The organism is Nocardia vulneris (assembly GCF_001613425.1).
Taxonomy (GTDB): Bacteria; Actinomycetota; Actinomycetes; order Mycobacteriales; family Mycobacteriaceae; genus Nocardia; species Nocardia vulneris.
Genome location: NZ_BDCI01000004.1, coordinates 317559 through 336697, shown reverse-complemented (window position 1 = coordinate 336697; position 19139 = coordinate 317559). Strand labels below are relative to the sequence as shown.

Genomic DNA, 19139 nt, shown 5'->3' with positions numbered 1-19139 from the left:
CAGGGATTATAACGATTTGATAAATCTCAACATGAGGAGCACTCATGTTTCCTACGTGTTGGTAACCGGGTAGACCAGCGCGTTCAAACATGAGGAGGGGTCATGTTTGTCGCGATTCTGGTACGGAAGTACCGAAATACTCGAGGGTAGCGCCGTCGCCGGCGAGCAAACGTGAGGATTTCCTCATGATTCTGTGGAATCCTCGCCGTTATCAGGCCCCAACGCTGAGGATCACCTGCGCCCGGAGGAAGCGGCGTGTCTCGGAGGGCATGTCGCCAGGAGAAGGAAGTCGAGCTGCCTTGACGATCAACGAGAGCACCGAGGCCGGTACCGGACAGAGCGCGAAGGTCGGTGGAGCCACCCGCGCGGGAGGTACGCGGTCGCCGCTGCTGGACCACCTGTTGAACGGGACGCCGTATGCGCTCGCGTTCGGTGGGCAGGGCGCGCAGTGGCTCGACGAGCTCGCCGACATCAGCCGCGACAGCGCGCTGGAGCCGGAACTCACCGCTCTGGTGAACGAGGCGGAGGCGATGCTGGAGCCGGTGTCGGCGCAGCTGCTCGTGGTGCGCCCGGTCGGCTTCGATCCGGTGGGCTGGATGCTGGAAGACGATCTGGTCGACACCGAGCTGGGTGAGGTCTCGGCCGCGCCGCCGGCGCAGGTGCTGCGTTCGGCCGCGGTCTCGATGCCGGGTGTGTTGCTCTCCCAGGTGGCCGCGATGCGCGCGCTGCGGCTGCAGGGTCTCGACCCGGCCGCACACGCGCCGGTGGCGATCGTGGGGCACTCGCAGGGCAGGTTGGCGGCGACGGCCGTGGAGGCCGGCGGTCAGCGCGACGCCGAGATCCTCGCGCTGGCCCAATTGATCGGTGCCGCCGCGGGTCTGGTGGCGCGCCGGCGCGGGCTGATGCCCGTCGGTGAGCGCTCGCCGATGGTCGCGGTGTCCAACGTTGACCCCGAGCAGCTGCGCGCCGTGGTGGCCGAGGTGTCCGAGGGTGTCGACCCGGCGGCGGCCGCGGTGGTGTCGATCCGGAACGGACGCCGGCGCGCGGTGCTGTCCGGCGCTCCCGCGCAACTGGAGCGGGTGCGCCAGCGCTGCGCCCAGATCCATGACAAGCAGGCCGCCGAGCGCGAGGGCAAGGTGCGCGGTGGCGCGATCTTCGCGCCGGTGTTCGAGGACGTGGCCGTCGATGTCGCGTTCCACCACCCGGCCCTGGCCGACACCGTCGATCTGGTGACCTCGTGGGCCACCCAGTGCGGGCTGGACGCGGCGCTGGCCGGCGCGCTCGCGCAGGAGATCCTGGTCGACCCGATCGACTGGGTGGAGATCGTCGACGGTGTGGTCGCCGCCGGCGCGCAATGGATTCTGGACCTCGGCCCCGGCGACCTGCTGTCCCGGCTGACCGGTGGTTCGCTGAAGGGCACCGGCGTCGGCATCGTGGCCGCCGCAACCCGCGCCGGACAGCGCAGCCTGCTCACCCCGGGCGCCGCGCCGGAAACCGCCGCCGCGTGGACGGAGTTCGCGCCGCGCCCCGTGCGCCTGCCGAACGGCCGCATCGTGGTGGAGACCGCGTTCACCAAACTCACCGGTCGCTCGCCGATCCTGCTCGCGGGCATGACCCCGACCACTGTCGACGCGAAAATCGTTGCGGCGGCGGCGAACGCGGGCCACTGGGCCGAACTCGCCGGTGGCGGTCAGGTGACCGAGCAGATCTTCGCCGACCGGGTGGCCGAGCTGAAGACGCTGTTGCAGCCGGGTCGCGCGGTGCAGTTCAACTCGCTGTTCCTCGACCCCTACCTGTGGAAGCTGCAGCTGGGCGGGAAGCGCCTGGTGCAGAAGGCCCGCACCGCGGGCGCGCCGTTCGACGGCGTCATCGTCACCGCCGGTATTCCCGAGCTCGAGGAAGCCGTCGCACTGATCAACGAGCTCACCGAGGTCGGCATCTCGCATGTCGCGTTCAAGCCGGGCACGGTCGCGCAGATCCGGGCCGTGCTGCGGATCGCCGACGAGGTGCCGGACTACCCGGTGATCATGCACATCGAGGGCGGCAAGGCCGGCGGGCACCACTCCTGGGAAGACCTGGACGACCTGCTGCTGGAGACCTACGCCGAGCTGCGCAGCCGGGACAACGTGGTGGTCTGCGTCGGCGGCGGCATCGGAACCCCGGAGCGCGCAACGGAATACCTCACCGGCGCGTGGGCGAGCGCCCACGGCTACCCGGTGATGCCGCTGGACGGCGTGCTGATCGGCACGGCCGCGATGGCGACGCTGGAGGCGACGACCGCCCCCGAGGTGAAGCAGCTGCTGGTGGACACCCCCGGCACCCCCGACTGGGTCGGTGCGGGCACCGCGTCCGGCGGGATGGCCTCGGGCCGTAGCCAATTGGGCGCCGACATCCACGAGATCGACAACGCCGCCTCGCGCACCGGCCGGCTGCTGGACGAGGTCGCCGGGGACGCCGACGCCGTCGCCGCGCGCCGAGACGAGATCATCGCGGCGCTGAACGGCACGGCCAAGCCGTATTTCGGTGACGTCGCCACGATGACCTACCAGGATTGGTTGCAGCGCTACGTCGAGCTCGCGGTCGGCCTGGACCGCCGCAAGGACTTCGACTGCGGCAGCGATATCGGTGACGCGATCGCCGACGCCACCCGCTCGCTGTGGCTCGACATCAGCTGGCGCGATCGTTTCGCGGAAATGATGCGCCGCACCGAATCCCGGCTGCATCCGGCCGACCGCGGCGAGATCCCGACGCTGTTCCCGACCGACGACGCCTTCGAGAACCCGGTCGCGGCGCTGTGCGCGCTGCAGGAGCGGTACCCGGCGGCCGCGCACACCCAGCTGCACCCGGCCGATGTGCCGTTCTTCGTCGCGCTGTGCAAGACCCCCGGCAAGCCGGTGAACTTCGTGCCCGTCGTCGACGGTGACGTGCGCCGCTGGTGGCGCTCGGATTCGCTGTGGCAGGCCCATGATCCGCGCTACTCCGCCGATCAGGTGTGCATCATCCCGGGCACCGTCGCGGTCGCCGGGATCACCCGGGTCGACGAGCCGGTGGGCGAGCTGCTCGACCGCTTCGAGCAGGACACGGCCTACTCGCTGGTGCGGGCCGGTGTGGTGCCGGTCGCGATCGACGCGCGCCGCGTCGCGGGCGTGACGACCGGAGCGATCGACACCGTGCTGGCCGCGCCCGACCTCGAATGGTCCGGGCGCACCACGGTCAACCCGGTGCACCGGCTCGGTGAGCTGTCGGAGTGGACCGTCGACGGCAAGGGTGCGGTGCACCCGCCGAGCGGCGCCACACTTACCGAGACCACCGGTCCGGTCGCTGAGCACGCGTACGTCGAGCTGACCGTTCCGCTGTTGGGCAGCAACGTGGTTCGCATCCGGATCACCGTGCCGACCGCCGTCTACAACGGTGGCGCGCCGGTGGTCACCGAGGCCGACGCCACCGCGGCGATGTCGGCGCTGCTCGCCGTGGCCGCCGGGCAGGACCTGCCCGAGGTGAAGGGCAAGGTCGCCCACCTCAACATCGCGTGGACCCCCGATCTCATCGCCGATCACGCGGGCGTGACCGGTTCGGGTCTGCCGTCGGCGCTGAGCACGCTCGGGCGCACCGTCCCCGACGTGCTGGTCGGGGCCTGCTGGCCCGCCGTGTTCGCGGTGCTCGGCGCGGCCCGTGCCGCCGATGGCACCAGCGTCATCGAGGGGATGCTCGATCTCGTTCACCTCGATCACCAGATTCACCTGGTGGGCGAACTGCCCACCAGCCCAAGCGTTCTCGCGGTCCGCGCGGAGGCGGGGGAGACCCTCGACACCGATCTCGGCCGCGTGGTCGAGGTGCGGGTGCGGATCGCGGGTCTGCTGGATCGGCCGGAAACCGGGCTGTCCATGCCGACGGTCGCCACGCTCACCGAGCGGTTCGCCATCCGCGGCCGCAACGGCGCGGGCGAGCTGACCGATCCGCCGCGTGCGGCGGGTACGGTCGCCGACACCGCGACCGACACCCCGCGCCGGCGTCGCCGTGACGTGACCATGGTCGCGCCGCGCACCATGCACGCCTTCGCCGCGGTCTCCGGCGATCACAACCCCATCCACACCAGCGATGCCGCGGCCAAGCTGGCCGGCCTGGGCAGCCCGATCGTGCACGGCATGTGGCTCTCGGCCGCGGCCCAGCACGCGGTGTCGGCGGTCGACCCGGACAGCACGGTTCCGGCCCGGACCCTGACCGCCTGGACCACCCGGTTCCTCGGCATGGTTCGCCCCGGCGCGGAAATCGACGTGCGGGTCGAGCGCGTCGCGGTGGACGCGGGCAGCGAGATCATCGAGGTGTCCTGCCGTGCCGCAGGCGATCTCGTGATGACCGCGACCGGTCGCACCGCTACGCCGCGGACCGTCTACGCGTTCCCGGGCCAGGGCATCCAGCGCAAGGGCATGGGTCTGGACGCGCGCACCCGGTCCAAGGCCGCGAAGGCCATCTGGGACCGTGCCGACAAGCACACCCGCGACGCGCTCGGCTTCTCGATTCTCGCTGTGGTGCGTGACAATCCGACCTATCTCAAGGCGCGCGGTGTCGAACACCGGCACCCGGACGGCGTGCTGCACCTGACCCAGTTCACCCAGGTCGCGATGGCGGTACTCGGTGTCGCCCAGGTGGCCGAACTGCGGGAGGCCGGTGCGTTCATCGAGGGCGCGATGCTGGCCGGGCATTCGGTCGGTGAGTACAACGCGCTCGCCGCCGTGGCCGGTGTGCTGCCGCTGGAGGCGGTGCTCGAGGTGGTGTTCCAGCGCGGCTCGGCGATGCACGAGCTGGTGCCGCGGGATGACAAGGGCCGCAGCGACTATCGGATGGCCGCCATCCGGCCCTCGCAGATGGGGCTGCCCGACGACGAGGTGATCGACTTCGTCGCCGGCATCGGCGCCCAGGTCGGCGAGTTCCTCGAGGTGGTCAACCTGAATCTGCGCGGTTCGCAGTATGCGATCGCGGGCACGGTGGCCGGACTCGAAGCGCTGGAGGCCGAGATCGACCGTCGCCGTACCGAATTCGGCGGCAAGCGGGCCTACATCCTGGTGCCCGGCATCGATGTTCCGTTCCACTCCACCGTGCTGCGCAAGGGCGTGCCGGAGTTCCGGCACAAGCTCGAGCAGCTGCTGCCCGCCGACCTGCATCCGGAGGTCCTGGTCGGCCGCTACATCCCGAACCTGGTGCCGCGTCCGTTCTCGCTGGAGCGCGAATTCGTCCAGGAGATCGCGGATCTGGTGCCGTCCGAGCCGCTCGCCGCGGTGCTGGCGGACTTCGAGGGCTGGGCCGCGCGCCCGACCGAGCTGTGCCGCGTGGTGCTCGTCGAGCTGCTCGCCTGGCAGTTCGCCAGCCCGGTGCGCTGGATCGAGACCCAGGATCTGCTGTTCACCGATATCGCCTCGGGCGGTCTCGGCGTGGAGCGCTTCGTCGAAATCGGTTTGGGCGCAACCCCGACCGTGGCGAACCTGGCCAGTCAGACCCTGAAGCTGCCCGCGTTCAGCGGCACCACGGTCGAGGTGCTCAACATCGAGCGCGAGGCCGGGATCGTCTACTCGACCGACACCGATCCGGCGCCGGTCGACGAGCCTGCCGACGAGGTCGCCGAAACCCCCACGGCCGCAGCGTCCGTCGCGACGGCGGCGCCTGTCGCCGCACCGGCGCCGAGCTCCGGCGGCCCCCGCCCGGACGACATCGTCTTCACCGCCGCCGACGCCACCCGGGTGCTCATCGCGCTGTGGACGAAGCTGCGGCTGGATCAGATCGGCCCGGTCGACACCATCGAGGGCCTGTGCGACGGTGTGTCCTCGCGCCGCAACCAGCTGCTGGTCGACCTCGGTTCGGAACTCTCGCTCGGCGCCATCGACGGCGCGGCGGACGCGGACATGGGTGCGCTCGCCGCGACCGTGGAGCGGCTCGCCCGCACCTACAAGCCGTTCGGCTCGGTACTGACCGACTCGATCGGCGATCACCTGCGCAAGGTGTTCGGTCCGTCGGGCAAGCGCCCGGCCGCGATCGCCGAACGGGTGAAGAAGGTCTGGGAACTCGGTGACGGCTGGGCCAGCCACGTCACCGCCGAGGTTTCGCTCGGCACCCGCGAGGGCGCGAGTGTCCGCGGCGGCGAACTCGGTGGCCTGGTCAGCGGTTCGCTGGGGGACGGTGCCGCGGTGGACGCCGCCGTCGACGCCGCCGTGCAGGCGGTCGCCGCGCGTCGCGGTGTCGCGGTGTCGTTGCCCTCGGCCGGTGGCGGCGGCGGTGCCACCGTCGACGCGGCCGCGCTCGGCGAGTTCACCGAGCAGATCACCGGACGTGACGGCGTGCTCGCCACGGCCGCCCGGGTGGTGCTCGATCAGCTCGGCCTGACCGAGCAGGTGTCCGCGCCGGAGGCGACCGACACCTCGCTGGTCGATCTGGTCTCGGCCGAATTGGGTTCGGACTGGCCGCGTTTGGTCGCGCCCGCGTTCGACGCGCGCAAGGCCGTGCTGCTCGACGACCGGTGGGCCACGGCCCGTGAAGATCTGGCCCGGCTGTGGCTCGGCGACGACGCCGAGACCGCGGCACTGCCGGTGACCGGTTACCTCGGCGCGGGTGACGCCGTTGCCGCGCAGGCGAACTGGTGGCGCGAGCGGGCCAAGCACGAGGCCCGTTCGGTGCTGGCCGGGGTCTACGCGCAGATCGCCGAGGCCGCGCTGAGCACCGATGATCGCGGCATCTGGTCCGCCGATATCGCGGTGATCACCGGCGCGAGCAAGGGTTCCATCGCGGCCGCGGTGACCGGGCGACTGCTCGGCGGCGGCGCCACCGTCGTGGTGACCACCTCGGGTCTCGACGACAACCGGCTCGCCTTCTACCGCAAGCTCTACCGCGACAACGCCCGGCACGGCGCGGCGCTGTGGGTCGTGCCCGCCAACATGGCGTCCTACCAGGACATCGATGCGCTCATCGAGTGGATCGGCACCGAGCAGGTGGACAACGCCGGCGGCGCGAAGATCAAGACCAAGGACGCGATGACGCCGACCATGCTGCTGCCGTTCGCGGCGCCGCGGGTGGCCGGTGACCTTTCCGACGCCGGTGCGCGCGCGGAAATGGAGATGCGCGTGCTGCTCTGGTCGGTCGAGCGGCTGATCGGCGGGCTGTCGGTGCTCGGCGCCGACCACGACGTCGACGCGAAACTGCATGTGGTGCTGCCGGGTTCGCCCAACCGCGGCATGTTCGGCGGCGACGGCGCGTACGGCGAGTCGAAGGCCGCGCTGGACGCGGTGGTGGCCAAGTGGCGGGCGGAGAAGTCGTGGTCCGCGCGGGTCACCCTGGTGCACGCGCTGATCGGCTGGGTGCGCGGCACCGGGCTGATGGGCCACAACGATCCGATGGTCGCCGCGGTGGAAGAGGCCGGCGTGCAGACCTGGTCGACCACCGAGATGGCCGACGAGCTGCTCAAGTGGTGCACCTCGCGGGCGCGCCAGGTCACCCTGGCCGGCCCGCAGCAGATCGACCTGACCGGCGGATTGGCCAGGGCCAAACTCGATCTGCCCGCACTGGCCAAGCAGGCCGCGGAGCAGGCGGCCGCCGAGACCGCGCAAGCCGATGCGGCCGCGACCATTTCGGCGCTGCCCGCACCGCCCGCGTTGACCTCGGCGCTGCCGGTGCCCGAATGGGGCACGGTCACCGCCGATCTCGCCGACATGGTGGTGATCGTCGGAGCCGGCGAGCTCGGCCCGTACGGCTCGGCGCGCACCCGGTTCGAGATGGAGGTCGAAGACCAGCTCTCGGCCGCGGGCGTGCTCGAACTCGCCTGGACCACCGGCCTGGTCACCTGGGAGAACGATCCCAAGCCGGGCTGGTACGACGCCGAAACCGGTGACTACGTGCCGGAGTCGGAACTGGCCGAGAAGTACCACGACGTGGTGATCGCGCGCTGCGGCGTGCGCCGCTACGGCGACGACGGCGCCATGGTCGACAACAGCGCGCCGCTGGTGACCTCGGTGTTCCTCGATCAGGACCTGACCTTCACGGTCGGCGGCGAGGCCGAGGCCCGCGCCTTCCACGAGGCCGACCCCGAGCACACGGTGATCGTGCCGGTGCCGGATTCGGGCGACTGGACGGTGATCCGTAAGGCGGGCACCGAGATTCGGGTGCCGCGCCGGGCCAAGCTGTCGCGCACCGTCGGCGGCCAGATCCCCACCGGCTGGGATCCGACCGTCTGGGGCATCTCCGCAGAGATGGTGAACTCCATCGACCGCGTCGCCCTGTGGAACGTCGTCTGCACCGTGGACGCGTTCATCAGCTCCGGCTTCAGTCCGGCCGAGCTGATGAGCTGGGTGCACCCGAGCCAGGTCGCCAACACCCAGGGCACCGGTATGGGCGGCATGTCCTCGATGCGCTCGCTGTACATCGACAACCTGCTCGGCGAGTCGCGGGCGAACGACATCTTGCAGGAGGCGCTGCCGAACGTGGCGCTCGCGCACGTGGTGCAGGCCTACGTCGGCAGCTACGGCGCGATGGTGCACCCGGTGGCGGCGTGCGCCACGGCCGCGGTGTCGGTCGAGGAGGGCGTCGACAAGATCCGCCTCGGCAAGGCCGACCTGGTGGTGGCCGGCGGCTTCGACGATCTCGGCATCGAGGGCATCGTCGGCTTCGGTGACATGTCCGCCACCGCGGACTCGGCGGCCATGAGCGCCAAGGGCATCAGCGATCGGTATTTCTCCCGCGCCAACGACCGTCGCCGCGGCGGCTTCGTGGAATCGCAGGGCGGCGGCACCGTGCTGCTCGCCCGCGGTGACGTGGCGGTGGAGATGGGCCTGCCGGTGCTCGGCGTGGTCGCGTTCGCGCAGTCCTTCGCCGACGGCGTGCACACCTCCATCCCGGCCCCCGGCCTCGGTGCGCTCGGCGCGGGCCGCGGCGGGCGCGAGTCCCGGATCGCCGCCGAACTGCGCAAGCTCGGCGTCACCCCGGACGACATCGCGGTGCTGTCCAAGCACGACACCTCGACCGCGGCGAACGACCCCAACGAGTCCGAGCTGCACACCCGCCTGGCCACGGCCATCGGGCGGTCCGCGGGCGCACCGCTGTTCGTCGTCTCGCAGAAGAGCCTGACCGGACACGCCAAGGGCGGCGCGGCCGCGTTCCAGCTGATCGGCCTGTGCCAGGTGCTGGAAAACGGTGTGGTGCCGCCGAACCGGAGCCTGGACTGTGTCGACGACAAGATGCAGGCCTACCCGCACCTGGTGTGGGCCCGGGAGCCGCTGCGCTTCGGCGAGCGCTTCCCGCTGAAGGCGGGCCTGCTGACCTCGCTCGGCTTCGGGCACGTCAACGGGTTGCTCGCGGTGGTGCATCCGGAGGCGTTCATCCAGGCGATCGAGCCGTCCCGGCGCGAGGCCTACCAGCGGCAGGCGCAGGAGCGTCAGCTCGCGGGCCGGCAGCGCTTCGCCGAGGCCATGTGCGGCGGCGCGCCGCTGTACGAGCGCCCGGCCGACCGTCGCCTCGGCGGCGACGGCACCCCGGCCAAGCAGTCGCGGCAGCTCGAGGCCGACGTGTTGTTGTCGACCGAGGCACGCCTCGGTGGGGACGGCGCGTACCGGGCCGACGGCTTCGCGTGCGGTGCGGCGGTATCGGATGCGCAACTCGCGGCGGATGGTTCGCGCGCGAGCGGCCAGAGCGCGTCGTAGGCTCCCGCTCTATGACGATCCTCGGTATCGGCTTGGACTTGGTGACTGTCTCCGAGTTCGCCGAACAGCTCGAACGTGCCGGAACCACCATGCTCCGGGAAAGTTTCACCGCGGGCGAGCGACGCTACTGTCAGAGCAAGGGGACCGATCCGGCACGCAGCTATGCGGCGCGGTGGGCGGCGAAGGAGGCGGTGCTCAAGGCGTGGGCATCGTCTCGGTTCGCCCGCCGCCCGCAGATCGGTGACAACCCGTACCCGCTGATCGAAGTGGTCAACGACGCGTGGGGCAGGCCGAGCATCAAGTTGCACGGCCTCGCCGCCGAATTCCTGCCGCGCGCACGGGTGCACCTGTCGCTCACGCACGACGGCGACATGGCCGCCGCGATGGTGGTGCTGGAGGACCCGGGCGAACTGGCGGATCTGATCGCGGGCCGCGAAGGCCAGGGCTGACGATCAGTCCCGGTGGGTGCGCCGCAGCCGCCTGCGCTGCAGCGCCCACCACGCTTCCAGGGCTCGGTCGGGATCGGTGAGATCGATCCCGACCAGATCCTGGAAGCGGCGCAGCCGGTAGCGGACCGTATTGGTGTGCAGGCCCATCTCTTTCGCGGTGTGGTCCACCCGCATGCCGTTGCTGAGGTAGTGCTGCGCGGTGTCGAGCAGCGTTGCCGCGCTTTCGCTTTCACCCAGCGGCAGCAGATAGCGCCGATCGAGTTCCTCGCCCACCTCGCTGTCGGCCAGCACCGCGGGCAGCAGCCCGAGGTCGGCCAGGGTGTGCACGCCGGTGAGCTCGAAGGCGTCGGCGGTCGCCATCGCACGGGTGGCGCGCAGGAACGACGGTTCCATCCGGTCCAGCCGGGCGGCCGGGCCGATCCCGACCGCGGTCGGGAGCTCGACGGTCGGTGCCGTGTCGACGATTCCGGCGATATCGCCGTCGATGACCGCGAACAGCGCGTGCGGCCGATCGCCCGCGGGCTCGAGCGCCCTGACCAACGCTTCGGCCGGCACGGCGGCGCTCGGCCGGGCACGCACCGCGTGGTAGACGCGGAACGAGTCGAGGCCGTAACGCTCTGCCTGAAACCGGATTTCGGCGGCGGCGAGGGTGCCGAACAGGATGCCGCGCACCAGATCGGACCGGTGTTGCTGGTCGTGCAGGGTCTGCTGGAATTCCACTTCCAGATGCCCGCGCGCCACCGCGAGGATCGCCGAATCGGTCACGGCGAGAATGTCATTGGCCAGGTCGAGCAACTGCCGGTCGGTCAGGCCGAGCTTACGGCCCATGGTGATGGTCTCGTCGGTCGCCACCCGCACCGCGAAGCGCCAGCCGTTGAACATCTCGTGCACCGGAATCCCTTGCCGAGCACGCGTTTTGCCGTGCTCGGTGAACAGGGCCAGTTCGGGCTCGGTCAGCTCGCTCTCGGCGGCCAGGGTGCGCAGCACCTGCTCGACGGTGCTCACCGCCGTGGGCAGGATCTGTTCGGTGTCCAGCCGCCCGTAGGAGGGCACCTCGACGCGCATCCGTTCGATCGCGGTGGTGGTCAGATCGGTGGCATGGGTGAGCAGCCGAGCCAGCAGGGCGCGGCGGTCCGCGGGGGTCGGACGAGTCGCCATTAACTGGAGGGTAACTCTCTTTCGGCCCGGCGACAAAGGGTGCGCCGATTTCCCGGCTTGATTGCGACAAACAGTACGATTGCGACGCGATCGCTCGTGCGCATCCGCGGCGCCGAGCGCGCCGCGGCGGTCAGCGCTGGCTGGCCGAGCGCGATTCCTTCTCCGCGACCAGCAGATAGGCCACCATCAGCCGCTTGAGCTCCGACACCGCCTCGGCATTGCTCTGCTCGTCTTGTACCGAGAAGTTCAGCATCGAGTAGACGACGTGCACCAGGACCTCGGCCATCATGGTGCGCCGCGCCCGCGGGGTGCGCGGCGTGAGGGGACGCAGCATCTGCGCGACGACCTCGGCGAACTCCTTCTCGTGGATCGCGCCGGTGGCCCGCGTCGACGGGGTGGACTGCATCGCGAGCCACACCTCGCGCCGGGACGGGTCGGTCATCCACAGATTCGCCATGTGGTCGACGAACTGGTTCATGTGCCGCAGCCAGTCCAGCGACGGGATCTCGCCGTGGAAGTCGGCGAGCTCGCGCGAAACGGCCACGAGATCCTGCCGATTCAGCTCACAGACGATCACGTACTTGTTGGCGAAGAACTGGTACAGGGTGCCGATCGGCACCTCGGCCCGGGCCGCCACCTCTTCACAGGTGAACGATTCGAATCCGACCTCTACCAGCAGTTCTCTGGACGCCTGCAAGAGCGCGTCGAACTTTCGCTTGCTGCGTTCCTGCGTCGGCCGGCGCCGCGGCATGAGCTCCTGTGGGTCGTCCTGCAGCTCCAACGCAGGGTCCAGCCGTTGCTTCGACCTGGCCTCCGCGCGTACTTCCACGTATCCAGGCTAACGGTAGGGACACTCCCACGACACGCGCCGGGCATCTGCGTGTTCCTCTTCTGTCCGAATTCACCACCCATCCAGATCGAATTCGGCGTCGAACACATACCGAGCGCGCGTGGCTGCAGACGCGCGAAAGGATCAGGAAGGCGCGATCTAGTGGTAGCTCGATCAGTGGTAACTCTCGGCGTCTCCACCGAACGTGGCGCCGTGCACGCGGTAGCTTTCGCCGACACCGGCTCCCGGCTACCCGAGCGCGTGCTGCTGCATCGGGTGCGGCGTACGCACAGCGACAGCAAGGCCGAACTGGCGGAAGCGGTCGAGACGGCGATGGACGAACTCGCCGCCGAACTCGGTCCCGAGCACGAGATCGCCGGCGCCGCGGTCACCTACCGGGACGCGGCCGAGCGGCGCGCGATCGTCACCAGGCTGGCGAGCGGGCGATGGCACACGGCCTCGCTGGTGTCGTCGAAATCGGCCCACCTCAGTGTGGCGGCCGTGATGACCTGGCTCGACGAGTTCGACGACCTGCTGATCTGTGAGGTCGTGCCGGGGTATCAGGCCTTCACGCTGGTCGATCGGGAGCGGCGCCGGATCGTCGCGGCGACCAGTCAGTCCGGCGGCGCGACCGCCGAGGCGATGGGCGCCGCGGTCACGGCGGCCTGGGACCAGTTCGAGGCGGCCGCGGTCCGGCCCGACGCGGTGGTGCTGATCGGCTCCGCCGCGGGCAAACCCGCGGTCGTCGCGGCCGTGGACGGCTTCGGCGCGCCGGTGATTCCGTGCAAGACCGCCTCGGCCGCGTCCGCCGCGGGTGCGGCGCTGTACGCGATGGCCGACCTGGACGAGTTCGGCCTCGCGCCGGAGAAGGTGCGGCGGGTGCGCGGCGGGACGGCGGTGTTCGCGGCGGCCAGCGTGCTCGCGGGCGGTCTCGTGGTAGGCGGGGTTTACGTCGCGGGCGGTTCGTCGCGGACGCTGCCCGGTGCGGTCGTGAAGGACGCGCACGTCACCGCCGAGTCCAAGATGGTCGCGGGCGGGCCGGGCGGCGCGACCGACGAGGATCGCGGGGGCGACGGCCCGGTGCTCGATCGGCGCGTGCCGGTCGCCGCGCACGCGCCGGATCTGACCGTGGTGACCATCGATCCGGCGGACCTCGGGCCGCAGTACTCCACGCAGCGGTGGGGCAGGGGGCTGGAGCATCCGGAGCCGCTGCTCGCCGACGAATCGGCGCACGAGGCCGAGACCAACGCGTCGGCGCCACTGACCTCGGGCTCGGGCACGCTCGCCGGCACCACCAAGGTCGGCGCGCCCAACGGCGCCCTGCTCTTCCCCGGTGAGACCGCGCCGCCCGCCGCCTTCACCCCGGAGTCCTACGCGTGGTGGGACAACCACTTCCGGATGATGCTCCAGTGGGCGGCCCAGCAGTTCTCGCCCGTTTAGCCTGACGACATCTCGAGACGAAAAGGTCCGGTGCCCGCCTCCAGCACCGGACCTTTTCGTCTCCGGAGTCTCAGTTCGTCGTACGGCGACGGAACAGTGCGCCCGCCGCGACATATCCCGCCAGTCCGATTCCCGCACACCAGAGCACCGCGAGTAGTGCGCTGTTCCCGATCGGGGTATCGAGCAGCAAGCCGCGCATGGTTTCGGTCACCGGGGTCACCGGTTGATGCTCGGCGAACCAGTGCAGCCAGCTCGGCATCGACTGCGGTGGCACGAACGCGCTGCTCACATAAGGCAGGAACATGAAGAAGAAGGTCGCCGCGTTCGCGGCCTCCGGATTCTTCGCCAGCGCGCCCAGTGCCGCCGCCACCCAGGACAGGGCGAGCACGAACAGCGCGATGATGCCGTAGGCGGCCAGCCAGCGCAGCGGGTCGGTGGTCGGCCGGAAACCGATCGCGACCGCCACCCCGATCACGATCGTCGTGGTGATCAGGTTGCGCAGCAGACTTTCCACGACATGCCCGGTGAGCACCGAGGAGCGGGCGATGGCCATGGTCCGGAAGCGATCGATGATGCCGTTGTCCAGATCGGTGGACAGGCTGACCGCCGTTGTCGCCGAACCGAATCCGGCGCACAGCAGGATGATCCCCGGCACGATGTAGTCGACATAGGCGGTGCCGACGTTCATCGCGCCGCCGAACACGTAGACGAACATCAGCAGGATCACGACGGGCAGCGCGATCGTCACGATCATCGAGTCGGGACTGCGCAGGGTATGGCGCAGATTGCGGCTCAGCATGGTGGCCGAATCCTGCGCGACGGTCGACATGGTCACAGCGCTACCGCCTGCTGCACAGTGGGATGCCCGGTGAGCGCGAAGAACACGTCATCGAGGTCGGGAGTGTGGATGGCGAGACCGTCGATGGTGATCGCCTGATCATCGAACCGATCGAGTAGCTCTTTGAGAGTGCCGACGCTGCCGTCCGAGGGCACCAGCAGCTTCAGCTGGTCGACCTCGATCTCGGCGTCCGGCACCGCCCGCGCGGCGGCGGCCAGCCCGGCCCGATCCGCGAACGACAGTTGGATGTGCCCGCCGGGCGCGAGCTGTTTCAGATCGGCCGCCGTGCCCTGCGCGACGATCTTTCCGTTGTGCAGCACCGCGATTCGGTCGGCGAGCTGATCGGCCTCCGCCAGATACTGGGTGGTGAGGAAGATCGTCACGCCGTCGGTGACCAGATCGCGGATCACCTGCCACAACTCGCGGCGGCTGCGTGGATCCAGGCCGGTGGTCGGCTCGTCCAGGAAGATGATCCGCGGTTGGCCCATCAGGCTCATCGCCAGGTCGAGCCGTCGGCGCATTCCGCCGGAATAGGTCGCGACGCGCGCGGCGCCTGCCTCGGTGAGATCGAACCGGGCGAGCAGCCTGGTCGTCCGGCGTGCGGATTCCTGGCTGCTCAGATGCAAGAGGCGGCCCATCAGGCGCAGGTTCTCCGCGCCGGTGAGCACCTCGTCCACGGCGGAGTACTGGCCGGTGACCCCGATGAGCCTGCGCACGGCGTCGGGTTCGCGGGCCAGATCGTGACCGGCGACGCGGATCTCGCCGCCATCGGCGCGGGCCAGCGTCGTGAGGATGCGGACCATGGTCGTCTTGCCCGCGCCGTTCGGGCCGAGCAGCGCGAAGACCGTGCCCGCCGCGACATCGAGGTCGATTCCGGCCAGCACCGCCCGGCTGCCGAAGGCTTTGGTCAACCCGCTGATGCTGACGGCGGGGATGGATGGAACTGTCATAGTGTTCCTCGGTTCGAAACTGTGTATGCGATAAACTTTGTTTAGATAGTACGCAGTTTTCGACGCGGGGCAAGAGGTGCTGCAGAGAAAGAGGTCGACAGTGACGGACACCCCGGACACGAGTGGCGCGGAGGTGCTGGCCAAATCGTTCGCCCTGCTGTGGGGAATGGACGAGCAGGGCACCCGCGGGCCGAAACGCGGGCTCAGCCTCGATCAGGTGGTCGATGCGGCGATCGAGGTGGCCGATGCCGAAGGGGTGGGCGCGCTATCGATGAGCCGGGTCGCGAAGCAACTCGGTTTCACCGCGATGTCGCTGTATCGCTATGTGGACAGCAAAGACACGCTGCTCGCGCTCGTCTCGGATCGGGTGCTCGGACAGCCGCCGGAGCTGCCGGTCGGCAAGGGTTGGCGGGCCGGCGTCGAGGCCTGGGCCTGGGCCGAGGTCGAGCAGATCCGGCGGCATCCGTGGTTCCTGAGTCTGCCCATGGCCACGCCACCGGTCGGACCGTGCAATATGGCCTGGCTCGACGCGGGCCTGGCGACCTTCGCCGACACCGCGGTGCCCGAGTCGACCAAACTGCAACTGGTCATGAATGTTTCGCTGTACGTGCTCGGGCGGCTGCGGGTGGCGCGCGAAATGGGCGGCGACGACGAAGACAACGACGAGTACCCGGCCATGCTCAGCCGGGTCCTCGACCCCGAACGCTTCCCCGCCCTCACCCGCGCCCTCACCGCCCAAGCCTTCGACGAGGTGGACGCCGACTGGGACGACGCCGACTTCGCCTTCGGCCTGGCCCGCCTCCTGGACGGCTACGAACAATTCATCCGCTCCGTCGAGGGGTAGACCGCCGCCGCTGACCAGCTCACGGTCTGGTCAGAGGCGTTCTTCGGTGGTGGCCGTGCCGGCTACCTCGTCTTGCCGTACTGATCGACGAGATAGCGATACGACTCGGCGTGCCTGGCGTAGTCGAAAATCGGCCGCAGGCCAACCGATACCGACCGATCGGCCGCCGTCGAATACCCGTCGGCGGCCAACCCGAGGTCGTCGGCGATGACCGGGAGCAGTGCGTCGATTTCGTCGTCCGTCGCGTACACGGTCACAGTGCATTCGAACGGGATCTGCGCCAGGTCGTAGTCCTCGCCCTGCAGCCGCACCGCCGCCTCGGCCAGCTCCGACACGGCACCGAACCCGGTGACACACGGAATGTGTTTCCCGACCTTGACCACGCTGCCCTCCAGCAGCAGCGCGATCGGATGAATGTCATCGCTCGACAGTGCCCCCGGCCCCTCCCGGTCCGGCTTCCCCACCCCCACCGCAACCTGCCAAAGCGAGCGATCGGTCATCGCGGTAGGTCAGACGGAGAGGTCGCGGCGGAGTTTGGCTACGTGGCCGGTGGCGCGGACGTTGTATTGGGCCACCTCGATTTTTCCTTGCTCGTCGACGAGGAAGGTGGAGCGGATGACGCCGGTGACGGTTTTGCCGTACATGGTCTTTTCGCCGAAGGCGCCCCAGGCGGTGAGCACGGACTTGTCCGGGTCCGACAGTAGGGGGAAGGTGAGCTGTTCGGCGTCGCGGAACTTGGCCAGCTTCGCCGGCTTGTCCGGCGAGATGCCGAGCACGGTGATACCCGCGCCGTCGAGTTCGGCGAGGTTGTCGCGGAAGTCGCAGGCCTGCTTGGTGCAGCCGGGGGTGCTCGCGGCCGGGTAGAAGTACACGATCACCTTGCGGCCGCGGTAGTCGGCGAGCGACACGTCCTTGCCGTCGGCGTCGGGCAGCGTGAAATCGGGGGCGGCATCGCCGGGGGAGAGTCGTTGGTTGTCGGTCACGTCCTGCACGGTAATCGAAGGCTCGGACAGTCCGGGGACAGACAGAACGACACTGGCGTTTACGACAGGCCCGCGCCCGCAGACCTGCGCGACACTTGTCGGGACCGACAGGGCACCGCGCGCTCGAGCGTATCGCGACCGGACCGATAGACTCGTCCGGGAGCTGAGGGTGACCCGCGACGGCCGAACACGCACCGCGATTCGAGCCCCGGCGCGCATATCAAATACAGGAGGCCGGAACGTGGCAAAGGACACCGAGCGGATCGAGCAGGAGATCGAGGCTGCGCGCACACGGTTGGCGAGCACGCTCGACGAGCTCGCGGTGCGTGCCGATCCGCAGCGGATCGCCAGCGACAGCAAGCAGATCGTGTTGCGAAAGCTGAACGAGCCCAAGGTGAAGTACAGCCTGCTCGGCGCGGCGGCGCTGGTCGTCGGGCTGGTGCTGCTCAAGATCTTCCGCTGATTCGGCACACCCCGAACAGCAGAACACCCGGTGTGTACGTCACACCGGGTGTTCGTTTTTCACGGGTATCAGACCGTGGGGCAGGCGAACCCGTCACCATCTGGATCCAGGTGCGGGCCGTAGCCCGGCTCGCCGCGAAAGAGCGGCGCCCGGCCGGCGGCCTTGGCGTCTTCGCAGTTGGCGAAAGCGCCACCCGCGGAACCGGTCTGCGTCAGACCGGCCGAACCGGTCGCGGCCGATCCGGTGTCGACGGCGGACGATCCGGTTCCGGAGGAACCCGAGGGAGGCTGCGCCCCTGCGGTCGGCGCCGCAAGTAGGGTCAGTCCCGCGACGGCAGCGCTGAAGGTAAGCCGGCGAACGTTCATGTATTCCTCTAAATAGTTGCTGCGATGGATAGGCGTCCGACCGGACGCCGCATCCACTGTTGTGACGGCTCGCCCTCTTGTCAACCGCGTCGCCCGAGAACTAGGGCATTAGGGGATCGGTCCGCAGCGGTGCTCACTCGCCGAGCCGATGGCCCGCCAGATGCTCTGCCGGGATGTTTCCCATGCGTCCGGCCTGGTAGTCGTCCATCGCCTGGATGATTTCGGCGCGAGTGTTCATCACGAACGGCCCGTATTGCACGACCGGTTCGTTGATCGGCCGGCCACCGAGCAGCAACACTTCCAATTCACCGCTCCGATTGTGTTGCGCCGCATCGGCACTCACCGTGATGGCGTCGCCCTGACCGAATACCGCCAGTTGACCCTCGCGCACCGGCCTGCGCTCCGCGCCGACGGTGCCGCTGCCGGACAGGATGTAGGCCATCGCCGTGAAGTGCTGCGGCCAAGGCGTTTCCAGCTGTCCGCCGGGGCTGATCGAGGCGTGCGCGTACGCGATCGGGGTGTAGGTGGAGCCGGGGCCGTCGAAACCGCCGACCGAACCCGCGATGAGCCGGACCAGCGCGCCGCCGTCGTGCGAGGTGACCAGCGTCAGTTCGCTGCCGCGCAGATCCTGATAGCGCGGCGCGGCGAATTTGAGTGCACGCGGCAGGTTCACCCACAGTTGGATGCCGTGGAACCAGCCGCCCGCGACGACCAGTTCTTCGGCGGGCAGTTCGTCGTGCAGGATGCCGGAGCCCGCGGTCATCCACTGGGTGTCGCCCTCGCCGATCACCCCGCCGCCGCCGTTGGAGTCGTGGTGCACCATGGTGCCGTCTATGACGTAGGTGACGGTCTCGAAGCCGCGGTGCGGATGCCACGGTGCGCCCTTGGCCTCGTGTGGTTCGTAGGCGACCGGACCCATCTGGTCGAGCAGGATGAACGGGTCGGCGGTGCGCAAGTCCATGCTCGGGAAGGGCCTGCGTACCTCGAAGCCCGCGCCTTCGCGCTGCTTGGGGGCGCTGACCACGCTGCGCACGGCTCGGTGGCGCATGGTCTCGGTGGGGCGGGGCAGGCGCGGCAGCACCATGATGTCGGGGACGGTGATGGCGGGCATCGTGACCTCCTGAGCGGGTTGGTGTCCATGTC

13 protein-coding genes are annotated in these 19139 nt (G+C 69.6%); 5 read left to right on the top strand and 8 right to left on the bottom strand.

The features are described from left to right. The first annotated feature begins 299 nt into the window (after positions 1-299). The gene (locus NVU01S_RS07560; protein ID WP_043663500.1) at positions 300-9677 is read left to right on the top strand and encodes a type I polyketide synthase; all 9378 of its coding nucleotides are present in this window, start codon (positions 300-302) and stop codon (positions 9675-9677) included. Between the two features lie 11 nt (positions 9678-9688). Then, positions 9689-10126: a holo-ACP synthase AcpS gene (gene acpS / locus NVU01S_RS07555; protein WP_014982362.1), complete on the top strand. Its 438-nt coding sequence runs from the start codon at positions 9689-9691 to the stop codon at positions 10124-10126. Positions 10127-10129: 3 nt separating this feature from the next. Here acpS and NVU01S_RS07550 read toward each other — a convergent pair whose 3' ends face one another. Beyond that, complete coding sequence (locus tag NVU01S_RS07550) at positions 10130-11284, bottom strand: PucR family transcriptional regulator (RefSeq protein WP_043663502.1); 1155 nt, start codon at positions 11282-11284, stop codon at positions 10130-10132. 130 nt (positions 11285-11414) lie between these two features. Beyond that, positions 11415-12035 (bottom strand): TetR/AcrR family transcriptional regulator, encoded by a 621-nt coding sequence (locus tag NVU01S_RS07545; protein ID WP_226887505.1) that lies wholly within the window; start codon positions 12033-12035, stop codon positions 11415-11417. A gap of 240 nt (positions 12036-12275) precedes the next feature. On the opposite strand from NVU01S_RS07545, the gene NVU01S_RS07540 reads away from it, so the two are divergent. Next, positions 12276-13553, top strand: a complete 1278-nt coding sequence (locus NVU01S_RS07540) for a DUF7159 family protein (RefSeq protein WP_156161390.1) — start codon at positions 12276-12278, stop codon at positions 13551-13553. A gap of 70 nt (positions 13554-13623) precedes the next feature. Here NVU01S_RS07540 and NVU01S_RS07535 read toward each other — a convergent pair whose 3' ends face one another. Together NVU01S_RS07535 and NVU01S_RS07530 are read right to left on the bottom strand one after the other, a co-directional pair. Beyond that, positions 13624-14382: an ABC transporter permease gene (locus NVU01S_RS07535; protein ID WP_043663772.1), complete on the bottom strand. Its 759-nt coding sequence runs from the start codon at positions 14380-14382 to the stop codon at positions 13624-13626. A 2-nt stretch (positions 14383-14384) separates the two neighbouring features. Beyond that, positions 14385-15341 carry a daunorubicin resistance protein DrrA family ABC transporter ATP-binding protein gene (locus tag NVU01S_RS07530; RefSeq protein ID WP_043663508.1) on the bottom strand — a complete coding sequence of 319 codons (957 nt, stop codon included), beginning with the start codon at positions 15339-15341 and terminating at the stop codon, positions 14385-14387. Positions 15342-15441: 100 nt separating this feature from the next. On the opposite strand from NVU01S_RS07530, the gene NVU01S_RS07525 reads away from it, so the two are divergent. After that, positions 15442-16185 carry a TetR/AcrR family transcriptional regulator gene (locus NVU01S_RS07525; protein WP_082031798.1) on the top strand — a complete coding sequence of 248 codons (744 nt, stop codon included), beginning with the start codon at positions 15442-15444 and terminating at the stop codon, positions 16183-16185. A 62-nt stretch (positions 16186-16247) separates the two neighbouring features. Here NVU01S_RS07525 and NVU01S_RS07520 read toward each other — a convergent pair whose 3' ends face one another. Both NVU01S_RS07520 and bcp read right to left on the bottom strand, forming a co-directional pair. Continuing rightward, a complete protein-coding gene (locus NVU01S_RS07520) occupies positions 16248-16685 on the bottom strand; it encodes a hypothetical protein (protein WP_043663511.1) in 438 nt (145 codons plus the stop codon). A 9-nt stretch (positions 16686-16694) separates the two neighbouring features. Next, positions 16695-17168, bottom strand: a complete 474-nt coding sequence (gene bcp, locus NVU01S_RS07515; RefSeq protein WP_014982371.1) for a thioredoxin-dependent thiol peroxidase — start codon at positions 17166-17168, stop codon at positions 16695-16697. Between the two features lie 241 nt (positions 17169-17409). On the opposite strand from bcp, the gene NVU01S_RS07510 reads away from it, so the two are divergent. Continuing rightward, positions 17410-17631, top strand: a complete 222-nt coding sequence (locus NVU01S_RS07510; RefSeq protein WP_014982372.1) for a DUF3618 domain-containing protein — start codon at positions 17410-17412, stop codon at positions 17629-17631. Positions 17632-17699: 68 nt separating this feature from the next. On the opposite strand, the gene NVU01S_RS07505 is transcribed toward NVU01S_RS07510, so the two are convergent. Next, on the bottom strand, positions 17700-17996 hold the full coding sequence (locus NVU01S_RS07505) for an excalibur calcium-binding domain-containing protein (RefSeq protein ID WP_014982373.1): 297 nt from the start codon (positions 17994-17996) through the stop codon (positions 17700-17702). 133 nt (positions 17997-18129) lie between these two features. Next, complete coding sequence (locus NVU01S_RS07500; RefSeq protein ID WP_043663514.1) at positions 18130-19107, bottom strand: pirin family protein; 978 nt, start codon at positions 19105-19107, stop codon at positions 18130-18132. Positions 19108-19139 lie beyond the last annotated feature (32 nt).